Origin of the sequence: Pseudorhodoferax sp. LjRoot39 (genome assembly GCF_964253035.1) — a bacterium.
Taxonomy (GTDB): Bacteria; Pseudomonadota; Gammaproteobacteria; order Burkholderiales; family Burkholderiaceae_C; genus Pseudorhodoferax.
The window spans coordinates 2,370,019-2,385,894 of record NZ_CAXUQL020000001.1 but is presented as its reverse complement, the minus strand read 5'-3'; the positions used below and the strand labels follow the sequence as shown (position 1 = coordinate 2,385,894).

Sequence of the window (15,876 nt, the reverse complement as noted above, 5' to 3'; positions counted from 1 at the left end):
CGTCTCAACCACCAGGAACCCGGACATGTCCCACGTGGACGCGCCGGGCCGTTCGTGACCGAGACACCCGACGAGAGCACCGCATGCCTTCACGCACCATCCGCCTTCCTGTTCGGCTGCGCGCCGCCGCACTGGCCTGTGCCGCCCTGTGCGCGCCGCTGGCCCAGGCCCAGGACGCCCCAACGCCAGCCACCACCTTCGCCATCCCGGCCCAGCCCCTGGACCAGGCGCTGAACCTGTTGGCGCGCCACGCCGGCCTGCAACTGCTGGCACCGCCCGCGCTCGTGCAAGGCGTGCCGGGCCGTGCCGTGCAGGGGCGCCTGGGCGTGGCTGCGGCTGCGGCCCAGTTGCTCCAGGGCACCGGCCTGGCCGCGCGCGTGGTCGGTGGCACGCTGGTGGTGGAGAAAACGCCTGCCAGTTCCAGCACCGCCCTGCCCACCGTGACCGTGACGGCCGATGCCGCCCGCGAGACCGCCACGGGGCCGGTCGACGGCTACCTGGCCCGGCGCAACGCCACCGGCACCAAGACCGACACGCCACTCATCGAGACCCCGCAGTCCATCTCCATCGTCACCGCCGTCCAGGTCGAAGCGCAGAAGGCGCAGAGCCTGGCCGACACGCTGGCCTACACGGCCGGCGTGGCCGTGCGCGAGTCCAGCCGCGCCACCGAGAGCTTCGTGCTGCGCGGCTTCCAGGCCGACGGCCAGAGCGGCAGCCTCTACCGCGACGGCACCAAGTACAGCAGCAACCTCTACCAGGGCCAGCAGGAGCCCTACGGCATGGAGCGCATCGAACTGCTGCGCGGCGCGGCCTCGGTGCTGTACGGCAATGCGGCGCCGGGCGGCATCATCAACACCGTGAGCAAGCGCCCGACGCAGGAGACGCTGCGCGAACTGAACCTCGAACTGGGCAGCTTCCACCGCAAGCAGGTCTCGGCCGACTTCGGCGGCAGGCTCAGCGAAGACGGCGACTGGTCGTACCGGCTCACCGGCCTGCTGCGCGACAGCGACAGCTTCGTCGACCACGTGCAGGACAACCGGACCTTCCTCGCCCCGGCACTGACCTGGCGCCCCTCGGCCACAACCTCACTGACCGTGCTGGCCCAGTACAAGGAGACCGAGAGCAAGTACATCTACGCGCTGCCGGCCATCGGCACCGTCAAGCCCAGCAACCATGGCCGGCTCTCGCGCAGTACGTTCATCGGCGAACCCGGCGCCGACCGCTACCAGGACCAGGCCCGCTCCATCGGCTACCTGCTGGAGCATGCGTTCTCCGACCAGGTCAAGCTGCGCCAGAACGTGCGGCTGGACAACGCCCACGTGGTCTACGACTACACCTACCACTACGACCTGGCCGACGCAGACCAGCGCATCACCAGCCGCGGCTTCGACCAGAGTGCCTCGCGGGCCCGCGCGTTCACAGCCGACACCAGCCTGGAGCTCAAGTGGGGCTCCGGCGCGCTGCGCCACACCACGCTGGTGGGCCTGGACCACACGCGCCAGAAGGAGCGCGTGGCGCGCCATGACCTGGCCCTGCCGGCCTTCGACATCTTCGCGCCGACCTATGGCGCGACGCCGGTCGACCCGCAGGAGAGCCTCTACGCCGCACACCGCAAGCTCAAGCGCACGGGCATCTACGTGCAGGACCAGGTCAAGGTCGCCGACCGCTGGGTCGCGCTGCTGGGCGGCCGCTACGACTGGACCGAGAACGCCACCTCGCCCATCGTCGGAGACGACGTCTGGACATCCGAAAAGAACAACGCCTTTACGGCCCGCGCCGGCCTGGTCTACCTGGCCGACAACGGCCTGGCGCCGTTCGCGAGCTTCAGCCAGTCCTTCGAACCGGCCGCGGGCCTGGGCCGCACCGGCGAGCGCTTCAAGCCCACCGAAGGCGAGCAGTTCGAGCTGGGCCTGCGCTGGCAGCCGCCGGGCTCGGAGACGCTGGTCAGCGCCACCGTCTACCAGCTCACGCAGCAGAACGTGCTGACGTTGGACCCGGTCAACATCGCCTACCAGGTGCAGACCGGCGAGAAGCGCGCCCGCGGTTTCGAGTTCGAGGCCAAGGCGCGCGTGGCGCGCAACCTGTCGGTGCTGGCGGCCTATGCGTTCACGAGCGCCAAGACCACGAAAAGCAACACTGCCTCGGAGATCGGCGCGCGCAGCCCCTTCACGCCGCGGCACCAGGCCTCGGTCTGGGCTGACTATGGGCTCGGCGAACTGGGCCTGCCGGGCCTCACGGTCGGCGGGGGCGTGCGCTACGTCGGCAGCTCCACGGGCTTCGCGTTCCTCAACGCTTCCGTGCCGGCCTACACCGTGTTCGATGCCATGGTGAGCTACGCCACCGGCCCCTGGAAGCTGGCGCTGAACGTGAGCAACCTGGCCGACAGGACCTACATCGCCAACTGCACCTATGGCTGCTTCTACGGCGAGGCACGCAAGGCCATCGTGAGCGCGAGCTACCGCTGGTAGGCCTCTCCCGGGCGGTGGGCGTTTCGGCAGAAAATGCCCTGCTGCAACGCACACCAACCAGGAGCCATTGCCATGAAAGCCGCCAACGTCCTGCACACCATCGGCAACACGCCGCACATCCGCATCAACCGCCTGTTCGGCGACCAGGCCCAGGTCTGGGTCAAGTCCGAGCGCAGCAACCCGGGCGGCTCGATCAAGGACCGCATCGCCCTCGCCATGGTCGAGGACGCCGAGAAGTCCGGCCAGCTGCAGGCCGGCGGCACCATCGTCGAGCCGACCTCGGGCAACACCGGCGTGGGCCTGGCCATGGTGGCGGCCGTCAAGGGCTACAAGCTGGTGCTGGTGATGCCCGATTCCATGTCGGTCGAGCGCCGCCGCCTGATGCTGGCCTATGGCGCCAGCTTCGAACTCACGCCGCGCGAGAAGGGCATGAAGGGCTCGATCGCGCGCGCCCAGGAGATCGTGGCCAGCACGCCCGGCGCCTGGATGCCGCAGCAGTTCGAGAACCCGGCCAACGTGGACGTGCACGTGCGCACCACGGCGCAGGAGATCCTGGCCGACTTCCCCGACGGCCTGGACGCGCTGATCACGGGCGTGGGCACGGGCGGCCACCTGTCGGGCTGCGCGCGCGTGCTGAAAGCAAAGTGGCCGCAGCTGAAGGTGTTCGCGGTCGAACCCGTGGCCTCGCCCGTGATCTCCGGCGGCGCGCCTGCGCCGCACCCGATCCAGGGCATCGGCGCGGGCTTCATCCCCAAGAACCTGGACACCGCCCTGCTCGACGGCGTGATCCAGGTCGACGCCGAACCCGCGCGCGAGATGGCGCGCCGCTGCGCGCGCGAAGAAGGCCTCTTGGTCGGCATCTCGTCGGGCGCCACGCTGGCCGCCGTCGCGCAGAAGCTGCCCGAGCTGCCGGCCGGCGCCAAGGTGCTGGGCTTCAACTACGACACGGGCGAGCGCTACCTGTCGATCGAAGGCTTCCTGCCGGCATGAGCGTCGCCCGGCCGCCCGAAGACGCTCGCGCCGCAGCCGCAGGCGAAGGTCAAAAAGTGCTGACGGCCCGCTCGCTGGCCATCGCCCAGCCGGCGGCGGCCAAGCTGTCGCCGGCCCAGAAGAAGTTCAACAACCTCGTCAAGCGCATCGCCCAGCAGCGCGAGCTGCTGGCCGAGTGGGAGCTGGCGTTGCCGCTGTACCGCGAGCGGCGGGAGCGCGAGTTCACGCCACTGCTGGCCGACTACCGCGTGCTCAGCGTGGAGATGGTGCGCGTGCTGCATGCGGCGTCCAGCCGCAAGGGCCTGAACAAGACCGAACGCGCCACCATCGCCGAGCTGATCACCGATCTGGCCGGCCCGCTGGCCGAGAGCGCGCCCGACGAAGCCCTGCGCGCCGAGATGAAGCAGCGCTACAACGACCACGCCGGCAGCGACTACGACGACGACGGCGCCGAGGGCGAAGCCATGGCGCGCGAGATGGCACGCGAGATGTTCGGCATCGACATTCCCGAGGACGTGGACCTGAACTCGCCCGACGACTTGATGCGCCACCTGGAGCAGAAGCTGCAGGCCGAGGCGCAGCGCGCCGACGCCGAGGCCTCGGCCGACCCGTCGCAGCGCGCGCCCAAAAAGCCCAGCAAGCGCGAACAGCAGGCCGCCGAACAGGCCCAGCAGGCCAGCCAGTCGCTGCGCGAGGTCTACCGCAAGCTGGCCAGTGCGCTGCACCCCGACCGCGAAACCGACCCGGCCGAGCGCATGCGCAAGACGGCGCTGATGCAGCGCGTCAACGAGGCCTATGCCAACAACCGGCTGCTGGACCTGCTGCAACTGCAGCTGGAGGCCGAGCAGATCGATCCCGGACAACTCGCCAGCCTGAGCGCCGAGCGGCTGAAGCACTACAACCACGTGCTGGCCGAACAGCTGGACGAGCTGGAGCACGAGGTGGCGGAGATCGAAGGCCGGTTCGTGCTGGAGTTCAACGTGCACGCGCTGCAAAGCCTCAAGCCCACGCGGCTGGCGGACATGCTGCGCCACCAGATCGCCCAGCTCACCATGGACACGCACCAACTGCGCCAGCAATTGACGCTGCTGGACGATCTGCCCACCTTCAAGCGCTGGCTCAGGATGCAGCGCGAGGCGCTGCAGGCGCAGCAGGCGCAGCAGGCGCAGCGGGAGGATGACGATTTTCTGAGCCTGTTCGGGCGTTGACCGCGCACAAGCCCGTGGCCGATCTCATCACCACCGCCGACCCCGGCCAGGCGCCGCAGTTGCTGGAATTCCACCGCCTGACCGACGCCATCGCCGCGCAGCGTGCGCTGCTGCAGCGCTGGCAGCAGGCCAGCGCGGACTTTCACCAGCAGCAGGCTGCGGCGCTCGCGCCGCACCTGGCCAGCCAGCGCGCCATCGACCTGGACCTGCTGCGCTTTCTGGACCAGGCCGCCCATGCCGGCGAGCTGGGCCGCAGCGACCTGCACATCCTGCACGCGCTGGTGCGCGACCTGGCCGCCAGCCTGCTGCGCCAGGGCGACGAGCCGGAGCTGCGCGCCATCCACGCCCGGCACCAGGACGCAGAAGACGACACAGACTTGCCCGATGAGGACGACGGCGAGCCAGCGTCTGCCAGCGCATCTGCCGCAGCGCCCGCCGCCGACGACTGGGAAGCCGAGTGGGAACGCATGGAAGCCGCCCAGTCCGACGCCGCCCGGCAGCGCGAGCGCCACCGCGCCCAGCACAAGGCCGCCAGCCGCCGCCAGCGCATGACGGCCGCACCGCAGCCCGAGGACGCCAGCCAGACCCTCCGCGCCGTCTACCGCAAGCTGGCCAGCGCGCTGCACCCCGACCGCGCGCCCGACGATGCCCAGCGCGCGCGCAAGACCGCGCTGATGCAGCGTGTCAACGTGGCCTACGGCGCGCGCAATCTGCTCGAGCTGCTGCAGCTGCAGCTGCAGCTGGAAGTCGAGCAGATCGACACCCGCAGCATCGCGGCCATGGGCGAGGCCGCGCTGCGCCGCTACAACATGGTGCTGGCCGAGCAGCTCGACGAGCTGCGCCAGGAAACCGCCGACACGGAACGCGGCTTGCGCACGCAACTCGGCCTGGGCCATGGCGCCGAGCCGACCGCCACGCGCATCACCCGCGCCATCCGCGAGCAGGCGCGCGCGCTGCAGCAGAACATCGCCTACTGGCAATGGGAGCGCGGCGAGCTGGAAGACCCTCGCTTCTTCAAGCAGTGGCTGCGCGAGCAGCGCGCATAGACCCCGGCCCAAAACCCCACGCTGGAGCAGTCGACCGCGCGCCGGCCCCTGCGGGCACTGCAGGGGCCCCGTATCATCCGCGTCCTCCCTGACCCATGCCCGATCACCACGGGCCACAAGGACATGCCCATCCGTATCTCCGAACTCAAGCTGCCGCTGGACCACGCGGACGCCGCCCTGCGCGAAGCCCTCGCCGGCAAGCTGGCGCTGCCGCTGGACGCCATCGCCGCGCACACGGTCTTCAAGCGCAGCATCGACGCGCGCCAGGCCGACCTGCACCTGGTCTACATCGTCGATGTCACCCTGGCCCCCGGCCACGACGAAGCCGCCGTGCTGGCCCGCCTGGCCGGCAAGCCGCACGTGGCGCCCACGCCCGACATGACCTGGCACCTGCCCGTGCAGCTGGCCCAGCCGCCGACGCTGCGCCCCGTGGTCGTGGGCTTCGGCCCCTGTGGCATCTTCGTGGCGCTGGCGCTGGCGCAGATGGGTCTGGCGCCCATCGTGCTGGAGCGCGGCAAGGCCGTGCGCGAACGCACGCAGGACACCTGGGACCTGTGGCGCCGGCGCGAGCTGCACCCCGAGTCCAACGTGCAGTTCGGCGAGGGCGGCGCCGGCACCTTCTCCGACGGCAAGCTCTACAGCCAGATCAAGGACCCGCGCTTCCTCGGCCGCAAGGTGCTGCAGGAGTTCGTCAAGGCCGGCGCGCCCGAGGAGATCCTCTGGGAAGCGCACCCGCACATCGGCACCTTCCGGCTCGTGAAGATGGTGGAGAACATGCGTGCGGACATCATCGCGCTGGGGGGCGAGATCCGCTTCCAGCACAAGGTGGTGGACCTCACGGTGCAGGACGGCCCCGATGGCCGCCATTTGCGCGGCCTGGTGGTGCTGAACCAGGCCAGCGGCGCCACCTACGAACAGCGCGCCGACCACGTGGTCATGGCGCTGGGCCACAGCGCGCGCGACAGCTTCGAGATGCTGCACCAGCGCGGCGCGCCGATGGAGGCCAAGCCGTTTTCCATCGGCTTTCGCGCCGAGCATCCACAAAGCCTGATCGACCGCGCACGCTGGGGCCGGCACGCCGGCCATCCGGCCCTGGGCGCGGCCGAGTACCGGCTGGTGCACCACGCCAGCAACGGCCGCTCGGTCTACAGCTTCTGCATGTGCCCGGGCGGCACCGTGGTCGCGGCCACCAGCGAGCCCGGCCGCGTGGTCACCAACGGCATGAGTCAGTATTCGCGCGCCGAGCGCAATGCGAACTCGGGCATCGTGGTGGGCATCACGCCAGCCGATTTCCCGACCGACTACCAGCACCTGGACGTGCCCGCCGAAGCCCAGGGCAAGCCGCACCCGCTGGCTGGCATCGAGCTGCAGCGCCGGCTCGAGTCGGCGGCCTTCGTTCTGGGCGGCAGCGACTACAGCGCGCCTGGGCAACTGCTCGGCGACTTCCTCGCCGGCCGGCCGTCCACGCAGCTCGGCCAGGTGCAGCCCAGCTACAAACCCGGCGTGCACCTGACCGACCTGGCCCCCCTGCTGCCGGACTACGCCATCGCCGCCATGCGCGAAGCCTTCCCGGCCTTCGCGCGCAAGGTGCCGGGCTACGACCTGGCCGACGCCGTGCTGACCGGCGCGGAAACGCGCACCTCGGCCCCCGTGCGCATCGAGCGCGACGCCGACACGCTGCAGTGCGTGGGACTGGCGGGCCTGTACCCGGCCGGCGAAGGCGCAGGCTACGCGGGCGGCATCCTGTCGGCCGGCGTGGACGGGCTCAAGGTGGCCGAGGCCGTGGCCCGCGCACTGGCACCCGCATGAGCGCAGCGCCGGGCCGCCCCAAGCAAGCTCGCTCCCCCTCGGGGGGACAGGCCGCAGGCCGAAGGGGGCTTCAGTGACCGGCGCGCCGCGCGGCGCCGACGGCCGGTTCCGCAACACCGAGGCCTTCGAAGCCCGCGGCCTGGCCGATGTGCTGCGCTGGCAATGGCAGGCCCGGCGCGAGCAGCAGGCACCCGCGCAGCCCACGCCCACGCAGACGGTGGACCTGGATTTCCTCGCGCGCAACCGCGGCGGCGCGATCGCACCGGCCGTGACCTGGCTGGGCCATGCCACCGTGCTGGCCCAGTTCGGCGGCGTGAACCTGCTGACCGACCCGCATTGCAGCCACCGCGCCTCGCCGTTCACGTTCAGCGGTCCGCAGCGCGCGCAGCCGCCGGCCATCGCGCCCGCGCAGATGCCGCCCATCGACCTCGTGCTGGTCTCGCACAACCACTACGACCACCTGGACGTGGCCACCGTGCAGGCGCTCGCGCGCCAGGCCGGCGGCCCGCCGCTGTTCGTGGTGCCGCTGGGCCTCAAGGCCTGGTTCGCGCGCCGCGGCATCGCCGAGGTGGTGGAGCTGGACTGGTGGCAGACCGAACGGCTGCGCGGCGTGGAGCTCACGCTGACGCCGGTGCGCCACTGGTCCTCGCGCACGCTGGGCGACCGCATGGCCTCGCTGTGGGGCGGCTTCGCCGTGCTGGCGCCGGACATGCACCTGTACTTCGGCGGCGACACGGGCTACTCGCCCAGCAACTTCCTCGACACGCGCGCGCATTTCGCCGAACGCCAGAGTGCCGCGCACGGCGGCGGCTTCGACCTCGCGCTGCTGCCCATCGGCGCCTACGAGCCGCGCTGGTTCATGGCGCCGCAGCATGTGAACCCCGAGGAGTCCGTGCGCATCCACCAGGAGCTCGGCGCCAAGCGCTCGCTGGGCATCCACTGGGGCACCTTCAAGCTGACCAACGAACCGCTGGACGAGCCGCCGCGCAAGCTGGCCGAGATGCTGCAGGCTGCGGGCCTGACAACCGCGGACTTCTGCGTGACCGCCATCGGCGAAACCCTGCGGCTTGCGCCGCGCACTCCCCTGCCAACACCATGATCCACACCGACCTGCACAGCTACGAACCGCGCGGAGGCCACGGCCTGCCGCACGATCCCTTCAACGCCATCGTCGGCCCGCGGCCCATCGGCTGGGTGTCCACCCGCGGCGCAGGCGGTCAGGTGAACCTCGCGCCCTACAGCTTCTTCAACGCGTTCAACTATGTGCCGCCCATCGTGGGCTTCGCGAGCATCGGCCGCAAGGACTCGCTGAACCACATCGAGGAAACCGGCGAGTTCGTCTGGAACCTGGCCACGCGGCCGCTGGCCGAGCAGATGAACGCCAGCTGCGCCGCCGTGCCGCCCGACGTGAACGAGTTCGAACTGGCGGGACTGACACCGGTGGCTTCGCAGCGCGTGGCGCCGCCGCGCGTGGGCGAGAGCCCGGTGGCCTTCGAATGCAAGCTGTCGCAGCTGATCCGCTTGCAGGACGCCAACGGCCAGTCTGTGGACACCTGGCTGGTGCTCGGCGAGGTGGTGCAGATCCACATCGCGCGTTCATTGCTCGTCAACGGCATCTACGACACGGCCGCCGGCCAGCCCATCCTGCGTGGCGGCGGCCCGGCCGACTACTTCGCGCTGGGTGAAAAATTCCTGATGCGCCGGCCACGCTGAAACCGCTCGCCCCAACGACAAGAGCCGCCCGAGGGCGGCTCTTGTCATGGTGCAAGGAAGCTCAGACTTCGCCGCCCAGTTGCTGGCCGTGGCGCACGGCGTAGACGGCTTCGGCGCGCACGGCGTCGCGCGTCAGGTTGCTCTTGGCGCTGGCCACGGCACCGGTGTCGGCGCCTTCGCCGAACTCAGGCAGCGTGCCGTTGCGCTCGGCTTGCAGGTAGTCGGCACGCACGGCTTCGCGGGTCAGGCTGCTCTTCGCAGAGCTCACCTGGGGCACGTAGCCGACTTCACCGCTGATGTTGTCGCCAGCGAAGCTGGGGGCGGCTGCGAAACCGGCGGCGGCGATCAGAGCGGAGGCGATGAACTTGTTCATGATGGATTCCTTTCGGTGGATGGATGCGACTTCTCATTCGGCGAGGCCAGACCCCATGTCTGCCGCGTCTCGATGAGTCGTCTTGTGTGCGTCTCATCGATGGGTTGAATTGTGGAAGTCGCGGCTCGAAAGAAAAACCAGGCGTTGCGCAATGGATCGTTTCTGCGAGAGAAACAAACGCCCGAAAAAAAGCCGCCCGAAGGCGGCTCCCTTGCCAGCGCGCGGCGCGCTTACTGCGCGTTCTGCAGCGCGGCGATGCGCTGTTCGATCGGCGGGTGCGTCGAGAACAGCTGGCCGATGCCACCGGCGATGCCGAAGGCGGCCACGCTCTTGGGCAGCTCGGCCGTGTGCAGGCCGCCCAGGCGGGCCAGCGCGTTGATCATGGGCTGCTTGCGGCCCATGAGTTGCGCAGCGCCAGCGTCGGCACGGAACTCGCGCTGGCGCGAGAACCACGCCACGATGATGGCGGCGGCGAAACCCAGCACGATGTCCAGCACGATGGTCGTGACCCAGTAGCCGATGCCAGGGCCCGAGTTCTCGCTGTCGCCCTTGCGCAGGAAGCTGTCCACCGCGTAACCGATCACGCGCGACAGGAACACCACGAAGGTGTTCATGACGCCCTGGATCAGCGTCATGGTGACCATGTCGCCGTTGGCGATGTGGGCGACCTCGTGGCCGATCACGGCCTCGACCTCTTCGCGCGTCATGTTCTGCAGGAGGCCAGAGGACACCGCGACCAGGGCCGAGTTCTTGAACGCACCCGTGGCGAAGGCGTTCGGGTCGCCCGGGAAGATGCCGACCTCGGGCATGCCGATGCCGGCCTTGTCGGCGAACTTGCGCACGGTCTCGACGATCCAGCGCTCGTCGGCCGAGCCCGTGCCGTCGATGACCTGCACGCCCGAACTCCACTTGGCCACGGGCTTGCTGATCAGCAGCGAGATGATCGCGCCGCCAAAGCCCATGATCAGCGCGAAGCCGAGCAGCGCGCCCAGGTTCAGGCCGTTGGCCGTGAGGTAGCGGTTGACGCCGAGCAGGCTGGCGACGACGCCCAGCACCACCACGACGGCGAGGTTGGTGAGGACAAACAAGACGATGCGTTTCATGGATTCTCCGGGGGACCCTCTGTTCATGTGGCTACGTTTGCGCACATGGGGGCAGTGTGCACAAGCTCAAGCCGCCGCCTGCAATGTCCTTTGTTGTGGTGTGTCTGAACGGCCGGCGCGGCGAAAAACAAACGGATCATCATAGAAGGATTCGTGCGCGTTCCCTGCGCACCAGCCTGGCACGCCGATCACCGGCAGCGGCACGAACGGCTTCGCGGCCCACGCGTGCGCATCGATGGCAGCGGCCAGCCTGCGGTCGATGTACGCTATCGAATCAAGAGCAAACGGAGCCGCCAGCACATGGGCGGTGAGCGGCTTGCGCGGGTGTTGCAGTTGCTCCAGCAGGCCATGGCCGAAGACCAGCAGGCGGGCGCCCCGCCACTGCCAGCGGCGCGTGACGAAGAGGCCACGCCAGTCGCGCGCACGCAGCGCATCCCACATGCGGTGTGGGGCCAACAGCAAGGCACCGTTCTCGTCGAACAGCGTCATCGCGTCGCGCAGCGGACCGCGCCGCGGGCCGGCGCCCAGCCGCGCAGTCTCGGCCGCGTGGGGGCAGGCACGCGCGCGGCCCTGCGCGGCATGGGGCTGCAGCTCAGGCCTGGCCGGGCGCCCAGCGCAGCTTGCGCGGCTGCGCCTGCGGCGTGAGTTCCACGCCCGGCACATGCTTCTTGAGGAACTTGGACATCACGGCCTGGCGGCCCAGCAGCTTGGACTCGCGCAGGCGCTTGGCAACCTCGCCGAAGTCGACCTCCTGGCCTTCGACCACGCCCGGCATCTCGCGCAGCAGGGCCTGCACGCGGGCGCTGAGCTCGGCCTCCTTGGCGGCAGCGGCGGCCGCGCGCGCCGAGACGGGTGCTGGTTCCGATGCCGGTGCTGGCGCTGGTACGGGGGCTGGTGCCGCAACCGGCGCCGGTGCAGGTGCAGGTGCAGGTGCAGGTGCAGGTGCAGGTGCAGGCACTGTCTCGACCACCGTCTTGGCGGCGGCCGCGCGCGCCGAGACGGGTGCTGGTTCCGATGCCGGTGCTGGCGCTGGTACGGGAGCTGGTACCGCAACCGGCGCCGGCGCCGGTGCAGGTGCAGGTGCAGGTGCAGGTGCAGGTGCAGGTGCAGGTGCAGGTGCAGGTGCAGGTGCAGACACTGTCTCGACCACCGTCTTGGCGGCGGTCTTGCGCGCCGGTGTCTTGCGGGCGGCGATCTTGCGGGCCGGTGCAGGTGCAGGTGCAGGTGCAGCTTCAGGTGCCTGCGCTGGCGCCGGTGCGGAGATCGGCGCGCGGGCTGGCGCCGGTGCCGGCACCGGCGCGGCGCTCGCAGAGGCACTGCGCCGTGCACCGAGCAGCACCACCTCGTCGTAGAAGCCGTGCACCTCGGGCGACATCTTGTTGGCCTGCGAGAAGCACACGGTGCGCACGCCGCGCTCGCGCAGGCGCAGCACCAGCGGCGCGAAGTCGGCGTCGCCCGTGCCGATGGCCAGCACGCCGGGCGCGTACCGGGCACACAGGTCCATGGCGTCCACGGCCAGGGCCATGTCGGTGGTGTTCTTGGCCAGCGGCAGGTTCACGCACAGGTGGAACGCGAACTCGCGCAGCACGCCGGCCAGGCCCTTGAGGTTCTCGGCGCTGCCGTAGGCGCGGCGGATGCCGACGGGGCCGGCCAGCTGGGTCAGGTGCCGCAGCGCCTGGGCCACCATCTCGGGGGCCGACAGGTTGTCGGCGTCGATCAGCAGGGCGACGGGGCCGGGCGGGACGACGGCGCTCACGCGACGCCTCCGTCCGGTTGCGTCGTCGCCAGCGCCGCGTGGTCGGCGTCCCTGTCGCGTGTGCTGGGCCGATCCCCGCAGGCGGGGCCCCTCGTCCGGGCGCTCACGCGACAACCTTCCAGGACAGCACCTCGCCGGCCCGCAGCGGCTTGAGGTTGGCCTCGCCGTAGACATAGCTGTCGGGCACGGTCCATTCCTCGCGCCGCAGGGTCACGGTGCCCTGGTTGCGCGGCAGGCCGTAGAAGTCGGCGCCGTGCAAGCTGGCGAAGCCTTCCAGCTTGTCGAGCGCACCGGCCTTGTCGAAGGCTTCGGCGTACATCTCCAGCGCGGCATGGCCGGTGTAGCAGCCCGCGCAGCCCGTGGCGTGCTCCTTGAGCTGCGCTGCGTGCGGTGCGCTGTCGGTGCCCAGGAAGAACTTGTTGCTGCCGCTGGTGGCTGCCTCGACCAGCGCCACGCGGTGCGTCTCGCGCTTGAGCACGGGCAGGCAGTAGTAGTGCGGCCGGATGCCCCCCGTGAAGATGGCGTTGCGGTTGTAGAGCAGGTGGTGGGCCGTGATGGTGGCGGCCGTGTGCGCGCCGGCGCTGCCCACGTACTGCGCGGCCTCGCGCGTCGTGATGTGTTCCATCACGATCTTCAGTTCGGGGAAGTCGCGGCGCAGCGGGATCAGTTGCTGGTCGATGAAGGCGGCCTCGCGGTCGAACAGGTCCACCGTCTGGTCGGTCACCTCGCCGTGCACGAGCAGCAGCATGCCGGCGCGCTGCATGGCCTCGAGCACGGGGTAGACCGTGCGCAGGCCGGTCACGCCGGAATCGCTGTTGGTGGTGGCGCCGGCCGGATACAGCTTGGCGGCCACGATGCCGGCCGCGCGGGCGCGGCGGATCTCATCGGGCGCGATCTGGTCCGTGAGGTACAGCGTCATGAGCGGCTCGAAGGCCACGCCCTGCGGCACGGCCGCGAGGATGCGGTCGCGGTAGGCCAGCGCCTGCTCGGTCGTGGTGACGGGCGGGCGCAGGTTGGGCATCACGATGGCGCGCGCGAACTGCGCCGCGCTGTGCGGCACCAGCGTGCGCAGCACCTCGCCGTCGCGCAGATGCAGGTGCCAGTCGTCGGGGCGGGTCAGCGTCAGGGTGTCGGTGGTTGCGTGCATGGGGGCGGATTCTCCCATCGCCGCCCGCACGGAATTTGCTGCATTCATAGAATCGATCATCGATATCCACCACAACTCCATCGCACGCACCATGTCGGAACACCGATGCGGCACGCTGGTGCGGCAACACATCCGATGGCAACAACACGCAAGCAAGCGGCCCCTCCGCCCGTCGAACGGGCCGAAGCCAGGCCCGCCGACCCCCTGTTCAACCAGTCGCTGGAAAAAGGCCTGGCAGTGCTGCGCGCCTTCGACGCCTCACACCGCACGCTGACGCTGGCCGAACTGGCCGAGCTGACCGGCATGACCAAGGGCTCCGCCCAGCGCACCGTGCACACGCTGCAGGTGCTGGGCTACGTGGGCAAGCACCCGCGCACGCGGCGCTTCCAGCTGCTGCCGCGTGCCATGGAGATCGGCGCCAACTACCTGGTGGGCCATCCGCTGGTGCAGGTCTCGCACCCCTACCTGGCGCAGCTGACCCATGCCAGCGGCGAGACCGCCAACGTGACCGAGCCCGTGGGCCAGGACATGCTGTACCTCGCGCAGCTGACCACCTCCAAGCACATCCCGGTGTTCACGCCCGTGGGCATGCGCATCCCGATGTACTGCAGCAGCTGCGGCCGGGCCTACCTGAGCATGCTGCCCGACGACGAGGTGCGCCGGATCCTGGAGGCCTCGCAGCGCGCCGCGCGCACGCAGTACACGCTGACCGACGTGGACGCCATCCTCGAGCAGGTGCGCCAGTGCCGCCAGGTCGGCTACGCGACCAACTGCGAGGAGCTGTTCCTGGGCGACATGGGCCTGGCCGCGCCGCTGGTGGACCGCCAGGGCCAGCCGGTCGGCGCGCTGCACCTGTCGCCGCCGACCAGCCGCTGGACCATGGAGGATGCACGCAAGAAGCTGGCGCCCATGCTGATCGAGTGCGCACGGGCGATCTCGAGCACGATCGCGTTCTGAGCCTGTGCTGCCGGGCCTCGTCCGAACGGCATCGGCGCCGGCAGTGAAATGGGCGATGCGCGCGTGCCAGGCCCTGGCCGCAGCAGGCCCGAGCCCGCGAGAACCTCAGTCGCCCGCCATCCGCGCGAAACCCTGCCCCAGATCGGCAATCAGGTCGGCCGGCTCCTCCAGGCCGATGTGCAGGCGCAGCACCGGACCGCGCGCACGCCAGTCGGTCACGCTGCGCGCCTTCTGCATGTTGGCCGCCGTCACCAGACTCTCGTAGCCGCCCCAGGACGCACCGAGACCGAACAGCTGCAGGCTGTCGATGAAGGCGTCGACGGCCGCACCGTCGGTGCCTGGCTGCCATTCGAACGACACCAGGCCGTTGGTGCCCTTGCAATCGCGCTGCCACAGGGCATGGCCCGGATGCTCGGGCAGCGCGGGGCAGAACACGGTGGCCACCTCGGGCCGCTGCTGCAGCCAACGCGCAACCGTAAGCGCATGCGCCTCGTGCAAGCGCAGCCGCGCGGCCAGCGTGCGCGTGCCGCGCATGACGAGCCAGGCATCGTCGGGGCTCACGGTCATGCCGAAGGCGTCGCTGCGCGCTGCCAGCGGCGCCCAGGCGCCCTGCGTGGTGGCCACCGTGCCCATCATCACGTCCGAGTGGCCCGAAAGGTACTTGGTGGCGGCCATGACCGAGATGTCGGCACCCAGCGCCAGGGGCCGGTACTGCAGGCCCGAGCCCCAGGTGTTGTCCACCGCCACCAGCGCACCGCGTGCATGCGCCAATGCCACGATGCGTGGCAGGTCGCAGAGCTCGTAGACCAGTGAACCCGGACATTCGGCGTACACCAGCCGGGTCTCGGGCCTGAACCCGGCGTCGATGTCGCTGCCATCGGCGGCGAAGAAGCTGCAGGCGATGCCATAAGGATCGAGAAAGCTGGACACCAGCGCACGCGCCGGCTCGTAGACGCTGTCGGACATCAGCACATGGTCGCCGGGCTTCAGGTAGGCCAGCAAGGTCATGCCGATCGCGGCCAGGCCGGTGGGGAACAGCTTGGTACGGTAGGCGCCTTCGAGTTCGCTGACGATGTCTTCCAGCGCGAAGGTGGTGGGCGTGCCGCGCGCGCCATAGCTGAAGATGCGCTCGCGGCCGCGCCGCTCGCGCATGTCGCGCTGGTGCGCCGTGTCCTCGAACAGCACGGTGCTGGCGCGCACCAGCGGCGGGTTCACGGCCGCGCCGCCTTCCCAGGCGGGCGACCTGCCGGCGTGGAGCAATCGGGTGTGGGTGTGCATGGGCAGGGTCCGACAGGTGAAGGGGCCG

General features: G+C 70.2%; 14 protein-coding genes. 8 read left to right on the top strand and 6 right to left on the bottom strand.

Features of this window, described 5'->3' with window-relative positions:
* The first annotated feature begins 83 nt into the window (after window positions 1-83).
* From ACSQ4M_RS11300 to ACSQ4M_RS11270, 7 genes are all read left to right on the top strand, one after another.
* Window positions 84-2,468, top strand: coding sequence for a TonB-dependent siderophore receptor (locus tag ACSQ4M_RS11300; RefSeq protein WP_436189626.1), 2,385 nt, complete (start codon window positions 84-86; stop codon window positions 2,466-2,468).
* 72 nt (window positions 2,469-2,540) lie between these two features.
* Entirely contained in the window at window positions 2,541-3,458 is a 918-nt protein-coding gene (cysK, locus tag ACSQ4M_RS11295) for a cysteine synthase A (RefSeq protein WP_436189625.1), read from the top strand.
* On the top strand, window positions 3,455-4,666 hold the full coding sequence (locus tag ACSQ4M_RS11290; protein ID WP_436189624.1) for a J domain-containing protein: 1,212 nt from the start codon (window positions 3,455-3,457) through the stop codon (window positions 4,664-4,666). The genes cysK and ACSQ4M_RS11290 overlap by 4 nt, the downstream gene beginning before the upstream one ends.
* 14 nt (window positions 4,667-4,680) lie before the next feature.
* Window positions 4,681-5,712 (top strand): J domain-containing protein, encoded by a 1,032-nt coding sequence (locus tag ACSQ4M_RS11285; RefSeq protein ID WP_436189623.1) that lies wholly within the window; start codon window positions 4,681-4,683, stop codon window positions 5,710-5,712.
* 123 nt (window positions 5,713-5,835) lie between these two features.
* Window positions 5,836-7,521, top strand: coding sequence for an NAD(P)/FAD-dependent oxidoreductase (locus ACSQ4M_RS11280; RefSeq protein ID WP_436189622.1), 1,686 nt, complete (start codon window positions 5,836-5,838; stop codon window positions 7,519-7,521).
* A gap of 73 nt (window positions 7,522-7,594) precedes the next feature.
* Window positions 7,595-8,620, top strand: a complete 1,026-nt coding sequence (locus ACSQ4M_RS11275; RefSeq protein WP_436189621.1) for an MBL fold metallo-hydrolase — start codon at window positions 7,595-7,597, stop codon at window positions 8,618-8,620.
* A complete protein-coding gene (locus tag ACSQ4M_RS11270) occupies window positions 8,617-9,234 on the top strand; it encodes a flavin reductase family protein (RefSeq protein ID WP_436189620.1) in 618 nt (205 codons plus the stop codon). The genes ACSQ4M_RS11275 and ACSQ4M_RS11270 overlap by 4 nt, the downstream gene beginning before the upstream one ends.
* Window positions 9,235-9,295: 61 nt before the next feature.
* On the opposite strand, the gene ACSQ4M_RS11265 is transcribed toward ACSQ4M_RS11270, so the two are convergent.
* The 5 genes from ACSQ4M_RS11265 to pyrC form a co-directional block, all read right to left on the bottom strand.
* Window positions 9,296-9,607: a DUF4148 domain-containing protein gene (locus tag ACSQ4M_RS11265; protein WP_056662919.1), complete on the bottom strand. Its 312-nt coding sequence runs from the start codon at window positions 9,605-9,607 to the stop codon at window positions 9,296-9,298.
* A 230-nt stretch (window positions 9,608-9,837) separates the two neighbouring features.
* Window positions 9,838-10,710, bottom strand: coding sequence for a protease HtpX (gene htpX / locus ACSQ4M_RS11260; RefSeq protein ID WP_056662915.1), 873 nt, complete (start codon window positions 10,708-10,710; stop codon window positions 9,838-9,840).
* Window positions 10,711-10,776: 66 nt separating this feature from the next.
* Complete coding sequence (locus ACSQ4M_RS11255) at window positions 10,777-11,373, bottom strand: DUF3025 domain-containing protein (RefSeq protein ID WP_436189619.1); 597 nt, start codon at window positions 11,371-11,373, stop codon at window positions 10,777-10,779.
* Entirely contained in the window at window positions 11,303-12,466 is a 1,164-nt protein-coding gene (locus tag ACSQ4M_RS11250) for an NYN domain-containing protein (protein WP_436189618.1), read from the bottom strand. Before ACSQ4M_RS11250 ends, ACSQ4M_RS11255 begins: the two co-directional genes overlap by 71 nt.
* Before the next feature lie 103 nt (window positions 12,467-12,569).
* Entirely contained in the window at window positions 12,570-13,613 is a 1,044-nt protein-coding gene (gene pyrC / locus ACSQ4M_RS11245; RefSeq protein WP_436189617.1) for a dihydroorotase, read from the bottom strand.
* A gap of 135 nt (window positions 13,614-13,748) precedes the next feature.
* Between pyrC and ACSQ4M_RS11240 the strand changes: the two genes are divergently transcribed.
* Window positions 13,749-14,570, top strand: a complete 822-nt coding sequence (locus tag ACSQ4M_RS11240; protein ID WP_436189616.1) for an IclR family transcriptional regulator — start codon at window positions 13,749-13,751, stop codon at window positions 14,568-14,570.
* A gap of 105 nt (window positions 14,571-14,675) precedes the next feature.
* Here the strand turns inward: ACSQ4M_RS11240 and metC are convergent, their stop codons facing one another.
* Window positions 14,676-15,848 (bottom strand): cystathionine beta-lyase, encoded by a 1,173-nt coding sequence (gene metC, locus ACSQ4M_RS11235; protein ID WP_436189615.1) that lies wholly within the window; start codon window positions 15,846-15,848, stop codon window positions 14,676-14,678.
* Window positions 15,849-15,876 lie beyond the last annotated feature (28 nt).